17 protein-coding genes are annotated in these 16,383 nt (G+C 31.6%); 15 read left to right on the top strand and 2 right to left on the bottom strand.

Going from position 1 to position 16,383, the window contains the following annotated elements:
- The first annotated feature begins 5 nt into the window (after positions 1–5).
- The 14 genes from fliO to KM800_RS07210 all read left to right on the top strand — a co-directional run bounded on the left by fliO (position 6) and on the right by KM800_RS07210 (position 11,336).
- Positions 6–422 carry a flagellar biosynthetic protein FliO gene (gene fliO / locus KM800_RS07275; RefSeq protein WP_217812502.1) on the top strand — a complete coding sequence of 139 codons (417 nt, stop codon included), beginning with the start codon at positions 6–8 and terminating at the stop codon, positions 420–422.
- 22 nt (positions 423–444) lie between these two features.
- Positions 445–1,221, top strand: a complete 777-nt coding sequence (gene fliP, locus KM800_RS07270; protein WP_254906489.1) for a flagellar type III secretion system pore protein FliP — start codon at positions 445–447, stop codon at positions 1,219–1,221.
- Positions 1,222–1,231: 10 nt separating this feature from the next.
- Entirely contained in the window at positions 1,232–1,501 is a 270-nt protein-coding gene (fliQ, locus tag KM800_RS07265; RefSeq protein WP_217812500.1) for a flagellar biosynthesis protein FliQ, read from the top strand.
- Between the two features lie 25 nt (positions 1,502–1,526).
- Complete coding sequence (locus KM800_RS07260) at positions 1,527–3,347, top strand: fused FliR family export protein/FlhB family type III secretion system protein (protein ID WP_217812499.1); 1,821 nt, start codon at positions 1,527–1,529, stop codon at positions 3,345–3,347.
- Between the two features lie 55 nt (positions 3,348–3,402).
- Positions 3,403–5,427 (top strand): flagellar biosynthesis protein FlhA, encoded by a 2,025-nt coding sequence (flhA, locus tag KM800_RS07255; protein ID WP_419195460.1) that lies wholly within the window; start codon positions 3,403–3,405, stop codon positions 5,425–5,427.
- Positions 5,424–6,512, top strand: coding sequence for a flagellar biosynthesis protein FlhF (flhF, locus tag KM800_RS07250; RefSeq protein ID WP_217812497.1), 1,089 nt, complete (start codon positions 5,424–5,426; stop codon positions 6,510–6,512). The genes flhA and flhF overlap by 4 nt, the downstream gene beginning before the upstream one ends.
- Positions 6,506–7,378: a MinD/ParA family protein gene (locus tag KM800_RS07245; protein WP_217812496.1), complete on the top strand. Its 873-nt coding sequence runs from the start codon at positions 6,506–6,508 to the stop codon at positions 7,376–7,378. The genes flhF and KM800_RS07245 overlap by 7 nt, the downstream gene beginning before the upstream one ends.
- Before the next feature lie 13 nt (positions 7,379–7,391).
- Complete coding sequence (locus KM800_RS07240) at positions 7,392–8,042, top strand: flagellar brake protein (RefSeq protein ID WP_217812495.1); 651 nt, start codon at positions 7,392–7,394, stop codon at positions 8,040–8,042.
- A gap of 2 nt (positions 8,043–8,044) precedes the next feature.
- Positions 8,045–8,773 carry a FliA/WhiG family RNA polymerase sigma factor gene (locus KM800_RS07235; RefSeq protein ID WP_217812494.1) on the top strand — a complete coding sequence of 243 codons (729 nt, stop codon included), beginning with the start codon at positions 8,045–8,047 and terminating at the stop codon, positions 8,771–8,773.
- Between the two features lie 15 nt (positions 8,774–8,788).
- Positions 8,789–9,190 (top strand): hypothetical protein, encoded by a 402-nt coding sequence (locus tag KM800_RS07230; RefSeq protein WP_217812493.1) that lies wholly within the window; start codon positions 8,789–8,791, stop codon positions 9,188–9,190.
- 50 nt (positions 9,191–9,240) lie between these two features.
- A complete protein-coding gene (locus tag KM800_RS07225; RefSeq protein WP_330655552.1) occupies positions 9,241–9,405 on the top strand; it encodes a hypothetical protein in 165 nt (54 codons plus the stop codon).
- On the top strand, positions 9,402–10,178 hold the full coding sequence (locus KM800_RS07220) for a flagellar hook-basal body complex protein (protein ID WP_217812491.1): 777 nt from the start codon (positions 9,402–9,404) through the stop codon (positions 10,176–10,178). The genes KM800_RS07225 and KM800_RS07220 overlap by 4 nt, the downstream gene beginning before the upstream one ends.
- A gap of 28 nt (positions 10,179–10,206) precedes the next feature.
- Positions 10,207–10,974 carry a flagellar hook-basal body complex protein gene (locus KM800_RS07215; protein ID WP_217812490.1) on the top strand — a complete coding sequence of 256 codons (768 nt, stop codon included), beginning with the start codon at positions 10,207–10,209 and terminating at the stop codon, positions 10,972–10,974.
- A gap of 77 nt (positions 10,975–11,051) precedes the next feature.
- Positions 11,052–11,336: a hypothetical protein gene (locus KM800_RS07210; RefSeq protein WP_217812489.1), complete on the top strand. Its 285-nt coding sequence runs from the start codon at positions 11,052–11,054 to the stop codon at positions 11,334–11,336.
- A gap of 42 nt (positions 11,337–11,378) precedes the next feature.
- Here KM800_RS07210 and KM800_RS07205 read toward each other — a convergent pair whose 3' ends face one another.
- Positions 11,379–13,019: a putative manganese-dependent inorganic diphosphatase gene (locus KM800_RS07205; protein ID WP_217812488.1), complete on the bottom strand. Its 1,641-nt coding sequence runs from the start codon at positions 13,017–13,019 to the stop codon at positions 11,379–11,381.
- A 208-nt stretch (positions 13,020–13,227) separates the two neighbouring features.
- On the opposite strand from KM800_RS07205, the gene KM800_RS07200 reads away from it, so the two are divergent.
- Complete coding sequence (locus tag KM800_RS07200; protein ID WP_217812527.1) at positions 13,228–15,765, top strand: calcium-translocating P-type ATPase, PMCA-type; 2,538 nt, start codon at positions 13,228–13,230, stop codon at positions 15,763–15,765.
- Positions 15,766–15,805: 40 nt separating this feature from the next.
- Here KM800_RS07200 and KM800_RS07195 read toward each other — a convergent pair whose 3' ends face one another.
- Positions 15,806–16,213, bottom strand: a complete 408-nt coding sequence (locus tag KM800_RS07195) for a hypothetical protein (protein WP_217812487.1) — start codon at positions 16,211–16,213, stop codon at positions 15,806–15,808.
- Positions 16,214–16,383: the final 170 nt, after the last annotated feature.

Below are 16,383 nucleotides of genomic sequence, written 5' to 3'. Positions count from 1 at the left end.
TATATATGGATTCACAATTTTTATGGATGTTTTTTAAAACTATTATGGCCCTCGCCTTTGTGATTTTTTTGATATATCTTTCTCTCAAATATGGTGGTGGAAAGTTCCAAAATATTCAAAAGAATAAATTTGTAAAGATAATACAAAGATCACAAATATCAAAGGAGAATAGTTTACTCCTGGTGAAAATAGGGGAAAGGGCATATGTAATTTCTTCAACAACAGGTAGAATTGAAATATTATATGAATTGGATAAAGATGAAATTTCTACACTGGAAAAGGCCAATGAACTTCCACAGTATAAAAATCTAAAAGATTTCTATGAAAGATCTGGTATTGAGAAAGTAGTGAAAAATACATTGAACAATGAATGGGTAAAAAAACTTAGATATAAAAAGGAAGATAATAAGCATGAAAAATAAACACAGGAAAAATATTATAGCTATGTCAATATCTATTCTGATTTTTATTATAGCTATTATGGTTTCACAGCATGTATATGCAGCGCCAGATGCATCACAGACTATGTCAATACCGAATATAAATGTTTCTATGAATAATGGAAGTTCATCTTCATCTACCCCTCAGCAGTATGTGCAAAACATAAGGATTTTTGTAATGCTTACAGTTATTACCCTGCTTCCTTCATTTATAATGATGATGACAAGTTTTGTGAGGCTTATAGTGGTGTTTGGATTTTTAAGAACTGCAATGGGTACACAACAATCACCTCCTAATCAGGTATTGATAGGACTTGCTTTGTTCTTGACAGTTTTTATAATGTTTCCAGTGTATTCAAAGATAAATTCAAATGCAATTACTCCGTATATGGAAAACAAAATAACACAGGAGCAGGCTATAGATGCTGGGGCAAAGCCGTTGAGACAGTTTATGTTAAAGCAGACACGGAAAAAGGATTTAAGACTATTCGTAGATCAAGCTAAATTAAATTATAAAGTTACAGAAAATGGAGAAAATGCTCCACTTTATGTTGTAATTCCTGCTTATATGATAAGTGAACTTAAAACTGCATTTGAAATAGGATTTTTGATTTACATACCATTTATGATAATAGATCTGGTAGTTGCAAGTGTTCTCATGTCCATGGGAATGTTTATGCTTCCTCCGGTTATGATATCTCTGCCATTTAAATTACTTCTATTTGTAATGGTTGATGGATGGTATCTAGTTGTGAAATCCTTGATTTCAAGTTTCTCGTGAGGTGAGTTAAATGAGTGAAAACATGGTAATCGGCATTATAAAAGATGCTATACAGACAGGGCTTACAGTAGCTGCTCCAATTCTAGCAGTTTCGATAATTGTGGGGCTTATAATAAGTATATTTCAGGCTACTACTCAGATACAGGAGCAGACTCTTACTTTTGTACCTAAACTTATAGCTATAGCTGCAGTTGGACTTATAACAGGGAGCTGGATGCTTCATGAACTAGTAAATTTTACCGAGAGAATTTTTACATATATAGCACAGATAACTCAATGAACATATATAATTGGAGTTGGATAATTTGATAAATACATTGTACTTGACAGCATTGGTGCTTGTATCAATAAGAATATTCTGTTTTTTTGTACTGGTTCCAGTATTTTTCCCAGAAGGAACTCCCGGCATAGTTAAAGTTGGGATTACTATAGTTATGGCTTATATATTGATGCCGGGGATAAATTATTCTTCTGTAAGTAGTATAGATAATACCATGTATTTTATGTTTAACTGTTTAAATGAGGCAGCAGCGGGTCTTGCACTGGGATTCTTAACAAGTTTGTGCTTTTCCATGGTAAGACTTGCAGGCAATCTTATGGATACTCAAATTGGATTGTCAATGATGAGTATGTTTGATCCATCATCCAACAGCAATACTACATTGATTGAACGATTGCTTTATTGGTTTAGTATGGTAATATTTCTTATAGTAGATGGTCACCATATGCTTATAAAATCTTTAATTGAAAGTTTTAGCATAATAAAGCTGGGAAATTTATTTTTAAATCAGGCTTCTATTAATGTAATAATTAAGGCTTTTATAGAATATTTTACTATATCAATTCAAATAGCACTGCCTATAATTTTAATAATATTATTTGCGGATTTGACCATGTCGCTTATTGCAAGAACAGTTCCGCAGTTAAATGTAATGATACTTGGTCTTCCAATTAAAATATTAATAGGACTTGCATCATTTTGTTTTGCTCTTCCTATATTTTTAAAATTAATAGAAGGTGCATTTACTGCCATACCGAATTCCTTTAGGGGATTCTATAATGCTCTGCCTGTACTTCTGGTATTTGCAAAGGATGATAAAACAGAGGATGCTACTCCCCGAAAAAAGAGTGAAGCAAGGAAAAAAGGTCAGGTGGCAAAGAGTAAAGAAGTATCATTGGCTATGACACTTTTAGTATCTACATTGCTGATTGCAATTTTAGGAGGATACGTAGGTTCACAGCTTGGTTCAACCATGATAGCTTTTTTAAATAATTATATGAATACTGCACTTAATTATGACAGTTTGAATAAGATATTATTTGTAACTGTATGGAGACTTGCCATAGTAATTCTCCCAGTGGTAATTCCCATACTTATTATTGGTGTTATGGCCAATTTTTTTCAGACGCGGGGAATTATAACAATGGAACCACTGAAAATGGATTTTAAGAAATTAAATCCCATAAATGGGTTCAAAAGGATGTTCTCGGCCAGATCTTTGATGGAACTTTTAAAAGATACGGTTATAGTAGTAATAGTAGGATATGTAGGCTACAATTTTGTAAAGAAAAATTATACATATATAATAACACTGGGAGAATTGAATGTACAGGCAGTAGCAAAGGCTGTGGGGAGCCTGGCTGTAGGAATATTTTTCAGAATAACACTGATCATGATTATAATTGCAGTTATTGATTACATATTTCAACTCCGCCAATACAACAATGATCTAAAAATGTCCAAACAGGAAGTTAAAGAGGAATTCAAACAGGATGAAGGAGATCCACAGATAAAGAATAAAATAAAACAGAAACAGAGAGAAATGGCTATGAGAAGAATGATGCAGGAGGTTCCAAAAGCAACTGTGGTAGTTACAAACCCTACCCATGTGGCTGTGGCACTGAAATACAAAGAAGGTGAGAATGCACCTGTTCTTGTAGCAAAGGGATTGGATAATACAGCTCTTAGAATAAAACAGGTAGCTAAGGATAATGATGTTCCAATATTTGAAAACAGACCACTTGCTAGGCTTATATATAAAAAAGTAGATATTGATATGGAGATACCTGTTGATATGTATCAAGCAGTAGCAGAAATATTGGCTTTGGTTTACAAGATGAGGTGATACTTTGGAAAACAGCAAAATTAAAGGAAAGTTTAAATTAAAAGCGCATAAGGACATATTAGTACCACTGGTAGTAATAATGGTAGTTTTCATGATAATAATTCCACTGCCGTCAGCAGTATTGGATGTACTTATAGCATCCAATATAACACTATCCATAGTTATTATACTTTTAACTATGTTTACTACCGAAATACTTGAATTTTCCATATTTCCTACACTGCTTTTAATAACTACGTTATTTAGATTGGCACTTAATATTTCATCTACGAGGCTTATACTTAGGGATGGATACGCAGGAGAGGTTATAAATGCCTTTGGAAGCTTTGTTGTAGGTGGAAACTATATTGTAGGTATAATTATATTCTTAATTATAGTTATTATACAGTTTATTGTAATAACTAATGGTGCAGGAAGAGTTGCAGAGGTTTCAGCAAGATTTACACTGGATGCAATGCCAGGCAAGCAGATGAGTATAGATGCAGATTTGAATTCAGGGTTAATAGATGAAAGAGGAGCTAAAAACAGGAGAGAAAAACTTCAAAGAGAAGCTGATTTTTACGGGGCCATGGATGGTGCCTCAAAATTTGTAAAAGGTGATGCAGTAGCATCTCTTATAATTGTAGTGATAAATATAATTGCAGGAATTATAATGGGAATAGTTGTTTTGGGTATGGGGGCTTCTGATGCTGCACAAACTTATACAAAACTTACTATAGGTGATGGACTTGTATCTCAAATACCGGCACTTCTCATATCTACAGCTTCCGGTATACTTGTTACACGTTCTGGAGACAATGAAAATTTTGGTTCTATAGCTATAAAACAATTAACTGGCTTTCCAAAAGTAATAGCTATTGCAGCAGCAGTTTTGCTATTTTTGGCTATAATACCAGGACTTCCGCATGTAGCATTTATAATACTGTCCGCACTCTGCATGGTGGCTGCATACCTTCTATATAAAGATGAAATGCATCACAATATGCAACAGAGTCAGGTAAAGCAGCAGGAAATGACTGAAATAGAGAATAAAGAACCTGAAAATGTAATGAATTTGATATCTGTAGAGCCAATGGAAATTGAAATAGGTTATGGACTTATTCCACTTGCAGATGAGAGTTCAGGAGGGGATCTACTTCAAAGAATAACCTCAGTCAGAAGACAATGTGCTATAGAGATGGGAATAGTGGTACAACCTATAAGAATAAGAGATAACCTTCAGCTTAAAACCAATGAATATGTTATAAAGATAAGAGGAACTGTAGTTGCAAAGGGAGAACTAATGCCTAATATGCTATTGTGTATGGATCCTACAAATGGAGAAAATAGTATATCGGGAATAAGTACAGTAGAGCCATCTTTTGGATTACCGGCTACATGGATAAATAAAGATCAGAGAGAGGAAGTCGAGATAAAAGGACTTACAGTTGTAGATCCTACTACGGTTATGGTTACACATTTGACTGAAACTATTAAAAATCATTCTTATGAAATGATAGGTAGGCAAGAAGTAAAGATGATTTTGGATTCTGTTAAAGAAAAGTATCCTACTGTTGTTGAGGAACTTATACCTGATCTTCTAACTATAGGAGAAGTTCAGAAGGTATTGCAAAATCTTTTAAGAGAAAGAGTTTCAATAAAGGATATGGTAACTATTCTGGAATCACTTGCAGATAATTCAAGGAATACAAAAGATATAGAACTCTTGACTGAGTATGTTAGATTTGCACTTGGAAGAAGTATATGCAATTCTCTAATTGATGAAAACAACTCAATTACTGTAGTTACACTTTCACCTGATTTGGAAGAACTGGTTGCAAATAATATACAAAAGTCCATGCAGGGTTCATTTCCAGCTATAGACCCGGATACTACCAGCAAAATATTGAATTCACTTAAATCAACAATGGATTCAGTTTATTTTAATGATAATCAGCCTGTAATTTTAGTATCTCCCAAAATAAGAGCTGCATTTAGAAAGTTGATTGAAATGGTATTTCCTTCTGTAAATGTACTTTCATTAAATGAAATACCTAATGATGTGGAAATAAAAACTGAAGGGGTGGTTTCAATACAATGATTGTAAGAAAATATAGAGCTAAAAGTATGAATGAAGCCATTTTAAAAATAAGACGTGAACTTGGAAAAGATGCTGTTATAATAAGTCAGAGGAAGATAAGAAAGGGTGGATTTTTAGGACTCTTTTCACATAAGATATTTGAGGTTACAGCAACAGCAGACAATTCAGATACAAATGATTATGATACCACTGAAAGTATTGAAGCATTTAAAAGGGCAGTAAAGCATAAAACACATGATCTGGAACGTATAAATAATCAGGATATTATAAAAGAAGTAAAAGATATGAGGAATATGTTAAATAAGGTAATGCAAAATACAATGGATATAGGAAAAACCAAAATTCAACTAAAATTGGAAAACAGTGATTTAAATACATCTGTAATTAACAATATAATGAGGGATATGAGTACAATAAAAGGAGATTTGGATGATAGGGAAAAGCTCAGACTTGTAATACAAAATATGATTAGAGTAGATCATAGAAAGCTTGATAAAACAGTAGTTTTAGTTGGACCAACAGGTGTTGGAAAGACTACTACTATTGCAAAACTTGCAGGAAAAACGGCACTTGTTGAAAATAAAAAAGTGGGACTTATAACTATTGATACATATAGAATAGGTGCTGTTGAACAATTGAGAACTTATGCAGATATAATAAATATACCTTTTAAAGTAGTACTTAATGTTAAAGATATGGAAAAGGCTATTGAAAGCATGAAAGATTGTGATGTTATTTTAGTAGATACAACAGGGAGAAGTAGTAAAAATAAAATGCAGATATCAGAATTGAGAACATTTATTGACAAATTAAATACAGATAATATCCATCTTGTAATAAGTTGTACTACTAAAAACAGTGATATAGATGTAATAGTAAATGGATACAAGCAATTAAATTATAATAATGTAATAATAACCAAACTTGATGAAACCTGTACATATGGTTCCATATTAAATATTGAAAATTCATCCAATAGGCCAATAAGTTTTGTTACTACAGGACAAAATGTACCAGAGGATATTAAGTGTATGGATTCAGATGAACTTACAAAGCTTGTACTAGGAGAGGATATAATATGCTAGATCAGGCTGAGCAATTAAGAAAACTTGTAAAAAAAAGTGAAAAAAATTATGAAACAAATAATCAGAAAAGACCTGTCATACTTACAATTACTTCTGGAAAAGGAGGTGTAGGTAAAAGTAATTTTGTAGTGAATACAGCTATATGCCTCCAGAAGATGAATAAAAAGGTTCTTATATTTGATGCAGATATAGGAATGGGAAATGATGATGTACTTATGGGATTTTTACCTAAATACAGTGTATATGATATAATATTTAAAGGTAAAAACATTGAAGATGTTGTTATAGAAGGACCATTTGGAATAAAATTACTTCCAGGTGGAACGGGAATATCAAAATTAAATGAAATTACAGAGGAGCAAAGAGATAATTTTATTAAAATGATATCCAAATTGGAGGACATTGATTATATAATAATGGATACTGGTGCTGGAATAAATAAGAGTGTTTTGGGATTCATAACTTGCTGTGACTATCTATTTGTAGTTACAACACCCGAACCTACAGCTATTACAGATGCTTATAGTTTAATAAAAGTTGTAAATTATTTTAAAATTAAAAATTCGGCCAGTATTATTATAAATAAAGTATCTGATAATACAGAGGGAGAAAAAGTTTTCAGTAAATTTAATGCTGCAGTGAATAGATTTTTAAGTATAAATTTAAATTATCTTGGATGTATATCAGAAGATAGAAAGTTAGTACAGGCAGTTAAAAATCAAGTGCCAGTAGTAATAAATTTTCCTAGTTCAGCAGCATCAGAAGATATAAGAAATATAGTAAAAAAATTACTTGGAGTAAAAAGTATAAAAAAAGATAACGGAATTCAGCAGTTATTTAAAAGAATTTTTGATATTTTTTCATAAGGAGAAGATTTATATGTCCTCTAATATTGAGTTTGAAGTAAACAGTAGAATGGAAATAGAAATGGAAGATGAATATTATAAAAGCAATATTCAAGATGTGGGAAATGATTATATTGGTATAAGTATTCCAGTTAACAATGGAACATATTTACCCCTTCATAAAGGTGACAAGATAAAATGCATATATTTTGACAATAAGCAGATGTATACTTTTAATACAGTAGTTGTTTCAAGAAAAATAGATAGAATATTTATAATAGTAATCAAAAAACCTACTGACGTAAGGGAATATCAAAGACGAAATTTTGTAAGAGTACCATTTACCAAAGAAATTTTGTATTCTGTAATTTCTGAGGATAATCAAATAAATTTTTTGAAAGCTACCGCACTTAATATAAGTGGTGGAGGAATAAAGTTAGCTATTGATGTAAAATCTGACTATAAAATAAGATATGGCTGTTTGCTTATAGTTATTATACCTGTTGATGATAAAAATATAACTGTAAAGGGAAAAATAGTTAGAATAAGTAATAACAAAGAAAATAAAAAACTTATATGTGGAGTATCTTTTATTGATGCGGATAAAAATACTAGAGAAAAAATAATAGAATTGGTTTTTGGAATTATGAGAGAACAGATAAGAAAAGGAGTAAAGGGGGAGTAGAAATGGCAATACCAATTAAATCTGATGTAAAAGAAGAGATGGTAAAGAGATATCTTCCTCTTGTAAAATATATTGCTTCTAGAGTCATAATAGGGAAAACCAAATATATTGAATATGAAGATTTAGTTAGCTATGGTATAGTTGGACTTATGGATGCTATAAATAAATTTGATGAAAGCCGCGGAATGAAATTTTCTACATATGCTTCTATTCGGATAAAAGGATCTATGATAGATGAACTTAGAAAAAATAGTCCTATTCCCAAAGGAGCTATAGATAAGCTTAACAGATATAATAGGGTAATAGAGTTACTTCAGACAGAATTGGGACGAGAGCCTACTAATAATGAAATATGTCAAAAATTGGATATCTCTATTAAAGACATAGTTGAAATAGAAAATTATATTAATTATATATCAGTAGTATCTCTTGAAAATTTAATATTTTCAGAGGATGATAATATTCCTATTATAGGTACAATACAGGACAATAAAAGTCCAAGCCCTGAAAGAAGTCTGGAAAAAAAAGAACAGTTGGAATATTTAACTAGAGCACTTGAAATCTTAAATGAAAAGGACAATCTGGTGCTCACCCTCTATTATTATGAGGGACTTACATTAAAGAAGATAGGAAAGATTCTAAATGTATCTGAATCTAGAGTATGTCAATTGCACAGCAGGGCCATAGTACATCTTAGAAAAGCACTGATAAAGTTAAAATATGAAATATAGGGGTGGAATCCTGTAATGGAATCAATTATACTATTTACAGTAGGAATAGCACTTATAGTTTTTAATGCCAAAAGTATATTTAGAGACAAAAATTCTTTCCAAAATAAACTTAATTCAAATAAGGACTCTATTAAAGATTTTGATGTACAAATAGGTAATCTAAGACATGAATTTGCAGAGACAGTTTTTGAACTTCAAAAACAGATAGAGGAAAATGACAATGGAGTCAAAGGTAATGATAATGTGGAAAAAAGTGAATCAAATGAGGAAATATCTAAATTCGAAAATTATAATAATGTTAAAATAGATGAAATAAAAAAGATGTTGGATGATAATATGTCAATAGATGAAATATCAGAGAGTACTGGAATAGGCAAGGGGGAATTGCTATTAATAGAGGAATTATACATAAAATAATAAAAAAAATTGTAACAATTCTTGAGTTGCTGAGTGATAGAAAAGTTCTTTTGGGAATTGGAATTGGGATTATAATTGCAACTTCTGTAATGCTTGAATCAAAAATCAGATATACAATGAGTAAAAATCAAATAGAACAAAAAGCAAGGTCTATGGGAATGCAATATCCAGAAGAGATTAAGGTTATTGATAATCAGAATGGAGGAAAAAAATGATTAGAAGTTTTTATTCGGCAGTATCAGGCATGATAACCCAGGAAGCAAAACAGGATGTTATAACAAACAATCTTGCAAATGCAAATACAGTAGGATTTAAGCAGGATGATCTTGCAGTAGGTGATTTTAGCGATATGCTCCTGCAAAATTATGATAAGGTAGTTGGAGGAAAGAACGTAAGAAATGTAATAGGAAGTATAAGCCTCGGAAGTAAAGTCAATGGGGTAAATACTGAATATAGCCAGGGAAGTATAAGTCAGACCAATATAGCTACAGATTTTGCTATTGAAGGCAGAGGATTTTTTACAGTATCAAGACAGGAAGGTAATGCAAATAATACATATTATACTAGAGACGGACATTTTCATGTAAATATAAATGGGACCCTTGTAGATGACAGTGGCGATAACGTACTTGGACGAGATATACAGACAGGAGCTTTAGGAGCTATAAATGTTGGAAATGGAAAATTACAGTGTGATTCACAGGGAAATATAAGTATAGATGGCATCAAAAGGTATAAATTATATACAGTAGACTTTAATGATTATAATAATTTAACAAAAACAGGGGACAACTTATATAGAGGAACAGGTGCCCAGGAGACCAATGCAAATGTAAGACAAAACTTTCTTGAGAGTTCAAATGTAAATGTAGTTAATACTATGGCTAACATGATTACTACAATGAGAACTTTTGAAACAAATCAGAAGGCCGTTCAATCTATAGATGAATCTTTGGATAAGCTTATAAATCAGGTTGGAAGAGTTTAAATAATTTATTTTAGAAGGAGATTATTTTATGCTTAGATCTATATGGAACAGTGTAAGTGCAATGAATGCACAACAAGATAAATTAAACAGTATATCAAATAATTTAGCTAATGTAAGTACAGTTGGTTATAAAAGTGAAGATTTAAATTTTCAAGATTTAATGTATGAGACTTTAAATAGAAAAGGATATCCTGTTAACGGAAATTCTTCTACAGCTCTTATAACTGGTTCAGGTTCCAAAACTACTGAGTTGATCAGAAATACCAGTCAGGGAAGTTTAACTGAAACTAATAAAAAATCCAATTTGGCAATAGATGGGCAGGGCTTTTTTAGAGTTACTACGCCTAATGGCCAAACTGCTTATGAGAGATCTGGAAATTTTAATGTGGACAGTTCAGGCAGGTTGGTTGACGATGATGGAAATGTTGTAAACATAGAATCGACTCAGGGAGCAGGAAATTTAAACAATAATAATTTTACAGTTAACAAGCAGGGATATGTATATGTAAGAGAAGGCAACCAGGATAGGTTATACGGAAAAATAAATATTTACAATGTAGTTGGGCAGGATTCAATGACATCTATAGGAGATAATCTATACACTCCAAAACAGGGAACACAAATTTATCAAAATAATGATGCATCTATATATCAGGGATATCTTGAACAATCTAATGTTGATACCGGCAAGGAAATGACGGATATGATAGTTTCACAGAGAGCTTTTGAACTTGGTGCCAAGGCTTTAAGTACATCAGATGATATGTGGGGAATGATAAATAGCATGAGAAGATAAATTTTCAAATTTTTAGTAAACTTATCTAATGTACATGCATATAATATAGTAATTTATTATATTGGGAGGAATTTTGTATGTACAGATATCCAAATATGGGGTATGGGGATTATACAGAGGATATGTATGATAATTATGAACCTTATTATTATAACATGTATGCTGTTCCACCTATGTATCCACCTATGACCATGTATCCTGTTAATCCATATATGATGTATAATTCAATGAATTACAATATGCAGCAGCCAAATTATGAATCAACATATGAGCCATTTGATTACTATGAAGATGAAGATGAAAATCATGAGTTCCAAAATCTTAAAATGAGGACTGTAGACATAAGTGATGTAGTAGATTAAATAAAGCCCGAGATGTACATATGTATATCTCGGGCTTTTATATTAACTGTTTTTAACCATTGCATTTGTAAGAGGTGGAATTATCTGTTTCTTTCTAGATAGAACACCAGGAACATAGGCACTGTTGTCTTTTAATGTTACATTGAATGTATTGGATAGTATATTACTATATGATCCTATACTGATTAGCTCTGAACCACTTTCCAATATATTGGTAAGCATAAATACCATAAGTCCAAATCCGTCATTTTTACACATTGAATTCATGATATCCATAATATCTTTTCTAAGAGGATTAAAACTATCTGGATCTACAGTTGAAATTTGTGCAACTCCTACTTTTACACCGCCAAGATTGAATATTTTAAAATCTTGATTTAAGAGTTGTTTTGCAGTTTTCCCATCCAGTGATGAAGCTGCCTTAAACATTTCTTTTGCAAATTTTTCAGGATCTATGCCGGCTATAGGAGCTAATTTATTAACCATTGCCTTATCTCTTTCAGTTGATGTAGGTGACCTAAAGAGAAGTGTGTCTGAAATTATGGCTGAACATAGAAGACCAGCTGTTTCTTTAGATGGAGTTAATCCATTTTCAGCAAATATGGATCCTATTATTGTAGCAGTACAACCTACAGGTTCATTTCTAAAATAAATAGGGGAACCTGTTTGGATATCAGCTATTCTATGGTGATCAAGTATTTCAAGTATTTCAGCATCTTCAATTCCATCAACAGCCTGGGATCTTTCATTATGATCTACCAGTATTATCTTCTTCTTATTTTTGGATATTAAATGATATCTTGATATACTTCCTACAACTTTGTTATTATCATCTACTACAGGATAGCTTCTGTATCTTGTATCCAGCATAACTTCTTTCACATCATCTACAAGATCATGTATTGTAAAAGATACAATGTCTTCTTTTTTCATTACATAACTTATTGGAATACTTTGAGGAATCAATCTGGCAGTAGTGAAGGTGTCATAAGGAGTTATTATAATAGAACATTCAACTTTTTTCGCCTTTTCTATTATTTCATCTGAAACTTCATGATTCCCAGCAATTATCATGAGAGATGCTTTGGAATCTAAAATTACATTTTGGGCATCTACTCTATCTCCACATATTACTATGTCATTTTTCTCAATAACTTGATCAATACTGTTTGGCTGCATGGCTGCAACTATTACTTTCCCTTTAAATTCATCTGTATTATTATGCTGATAAATACATTTGGCAGATAGGGTGTCAAGTATGTTTTCAAGAGTTGTGCCGCTTTTTTGAATTACATTGCTATCCCACACGTCCATGTAAGATGTAGTTATATTGGATTGAGATGCAATTCCAATTAATTTGTCATCAGAATCTACAACGGAAAGAGTTTTTACTTTACCATTACTTATTATTGCCCAAGCCGATTTCAGGGAAGTCTTAGGAGAAATTGGCTTTATTTTATCAAAGTCCAAATCTGCTATTTGAGTTTTTACTGTATCAATTAATTTTTGAGGTTTAACCCCGAAATAATCCAATGCGAATTGAGTTTCCCTGCTTAATTCTCCGAGCCTTATGGGAACGGCTTTTATTCCCAGCTTATTTTTTAATTCAGCATAAGATATGGAAGAACATATTGAATCTGTATCTGGATTCTTATGCCCTGTTATGTATACTATATCATTCATTTGTATTTTTTCCTCCCAGTTTATTCAATTGACAATTGAAATTAATAATTTAGATTGTCATATATATTATATATGATAATGGCGTTTTATCAAAGAATTTACTAAAAAAATGTACTATTAAATCTAATCTCAAAAGTAATAATGTATGTGTACCTGTGCATATACATTAATGTAAATAAACAGATAGCGCATGGAGGGATTAAAAGTGATTAATGAAAGGGAAGTTCAAAGTGGTTTAACCCAGGATGAGGCGGATAGAAGAATAAAGAAATATGGTCCAAACTTGCTTGAAAAAAAGAAAAAAATATCACCATTGACAATATTTTTATCACAGTTCAATGATTTTATAACATGGGTTTTAATAGGAGCTACTATAATATCAGGTTTTATGGGGGAAAAGGCAGATGCTGTAACTATAATTATAATTATAATTATGAATTCTGTACTTGGATTTATTCAAGAATTCAAGACAGAGAAATCACTGGAAGCTTTAAAAAATATGGCATCTCCTACTTCAAAAGTTATAAGAAATGGAAAATTAAAAATTGTAAATGCACAGGAACTGGTAGTAGGAGATCTTATAGTTATTGAAAGTGGAGACAAGATACCTGCAGATTGTATGATAACAGAATCAAGTAATTTTATGATAGATGAATCTCTTTTGACAGGTGAATCTGCAGGTGTAAGCAAAAGTATTCAGAAAAAGGAAAATTCCATTTATATGGGTACTATAGTATTGACAGGTAATGCAAAGGCAAAAGTTACTGGAACTGGTATGGAAACTGAAATGGGAAAAATAGCGGGTATGCTTCAGAATATAGAAAAGGATACTTCACCACTTAAAGAAAAATTAAATAATTTAGGTAAAATATTAGTTGTATTATGTTTGATTGTTTGTGCTGTAGTTACTATTGCCGGAATAATGAGAGGTGAAAATAAGTATGAGATGTTTTTGCTCGGTGTAAGTCTGGCAGTTGCAGCTATTCCAGAAAGTCTTACAGCTATAGTAACAGTTGCTTTGGCCCTTGGAGTATCAAGAATGTTAAAGAGAAATGCTCTAATAAGAAAATTACCTGCAGTAGAAACGCTTGGATGCACTTCTATAATTTGCAGTGATAAAACAGGTACGCTTACTGAAAACAGGATGACTGTAAAAGCAATGTATTTTAACAGAAGAACTTATAGTCTAGATAGAGAGTCAGTTCCTGAGAATATAATGCTCGAAAAAATATTTACATATTGTAATGATTGTAATGTTGATACAGATAAAAAGAATATTTCAGAAAGTTTAATTGGCGATCCTACAGAGACTGCACTTATTAAAGCTTATTTCAGAGACGGAAAGACTCTAAAAAATTTTTTAGGTAGAGCTAGAAGAATATATGATATACCATTTGATTCTGATAGAAAGATGATGTCAGTTATAGTAAAAGAAGGTTCAAAGGAGATAGGTTATGTAAAAGGTGCACCAGAGAAACTTGTAAGAAAGTGCAAATATGTATTAGATAAAGGAAATGTAAGAATTTTAACTTCAAATGAGAGAAATAATATAGTAAAGGCAATTGAAAATATGTCACTTAATGCACTTAGATGTATAGCAGGTGCTTATAAAGAAAAGAATTTGACAAGAGGAAAATCTCTTGAGGATAATTTGATTTTTGTAGGAATTGCAGGTATTATTGATCCTCCAAGAAAAGAAGTAAAAGATGCTGTTTTAAAATGTAAAATGGCTGGTATAAAACCTGTCATGATAACTGGAGATCATAAAAACACTGCATTTGCTATAGGGCATGATCTTGGTATAAGTAAGACACAGGATCAGGTTATAACAGGAGATGAATTGGATAAGTTAACAGATAAACAACTGGAAAAAGTAGTGGATAAAAAAGTTATATTTGCAAGAGTTACACCTAAACACAAACTTAGAATAGTAAGAGCATTTAAATCTAAAAACAAAGTAGTTGCCATGACCGGTGATGGAGTAAATGATGCTCCAGCTGTAAAAGAAGCGGATATAGGTATATGCATGGGTATTTCAGGAACAGATGTTACTAAAGAAGCAGCCTCCATGGTACTTTTAGATGATAATTTTACAACTATAGTGTCAGCAGTTGAAGAAGGTAGAGTTATATATGACAATATAAGAAAATTCATAAGATATCTTTTGTCATGTAATTTAGGGGAAGTTTTAACTATGTTTTTAGCATCGGCTTTTAATCTGGCCATACCACTTCTCCCTATACAGATATTGATGGTAAATCTAGCTACTGACGGACTTCCAGCTATAGCACTTGGAGTAGATCCTCCTGAAGGTGATATAATGTCAGAAAGGCCTAGAGTTAAAAATGAAAGCATATTTGCAAGAGGATTAACAGAAAAAATACTTGTAAGAGGAGCTCTCATAGGAACGTGTACTATACTTTCTTTTGTAGTAGCCCAGTACCTGGGATTTGGACTTAAAACTGCAAGGACTATGGCACTTGCAACGCTAGTAATGTCGCAGCTTATACATGTTTTTGAGTGTAGATCGGAAAATCATTCCATATTTCAAATAAATCTGTTTAGCAATAAATATCTTTTAGGTGCTATAGCAGCTTCCATATGTATGATTTTGGCAATATTTTATATTCCATTTCTTCAAAATGTATTTCATACTTCTGCAATGAGTTTAATACAGTGGGGTATAGTAATCTTCTTTTCAGGTATAATTGCACTTATAAATAGTCTATATTTGTATTTCAAATAAAATAAATATGAAGTAAAGAGGATTAGAATTCTAATCCTCTTTACTTGAATCTTTGTACTCTTCTCTGTACTTTTGGTATTTTTCCCTCTATGGGAACAAGGTCTTTTTTAGTAGTCATATTTCTAATATTTATAAGTTGAATTTGTTCTCTATTTCCCTTACCCGCTTTTCCTTTTAATCCCTGAACCAATACAAAATTACCCTGCTTAATGGGAATAAACTCAGGTTTTTTAAACCACTTCTTCTTTATATAACTACAGTGGGTTATGTTTTTGCTTCTCTCTGGTCTTACGAGAAGGGTTACCTTTAATGTATTGAATATCCACAATATGGTTTTTGTTGTTATTTTAACAGATACTATAGTACCTTGAATCTGTGTTAATCTATCTCCATATTTTTTAAAATAGGATTTAGCATAATATTGTGAGATTTTTTCTTTTAAACTCATTTTTATATTAACTCCTTTGTCACTTATTTTATTTTACGTCTTATATTTTAAAATATTAACATATTGATAATTATAACTCATTATATCATAGTATATATTTTTTTAAAATACATGTATTGTTAAACAAACTATAGTTTCAACAAATTTGTTCCTAAATATACTGTTTAAGA

Source organism: Clostridium tyrobutyricum, from assembly GCF_019144085.1.
Classification (GTDB): Bacteria; Bacillota; Clostridia; order Clostridiales; family Clostridiaceae; genus Clostridium_B; species Clostridium_B tyrobutyricum_A.
The sequence above is the reverse complement of the archived record's forward strand: the minus strand, read 5'-3'. Positions and strand labels throughout refer to the sequence as shown.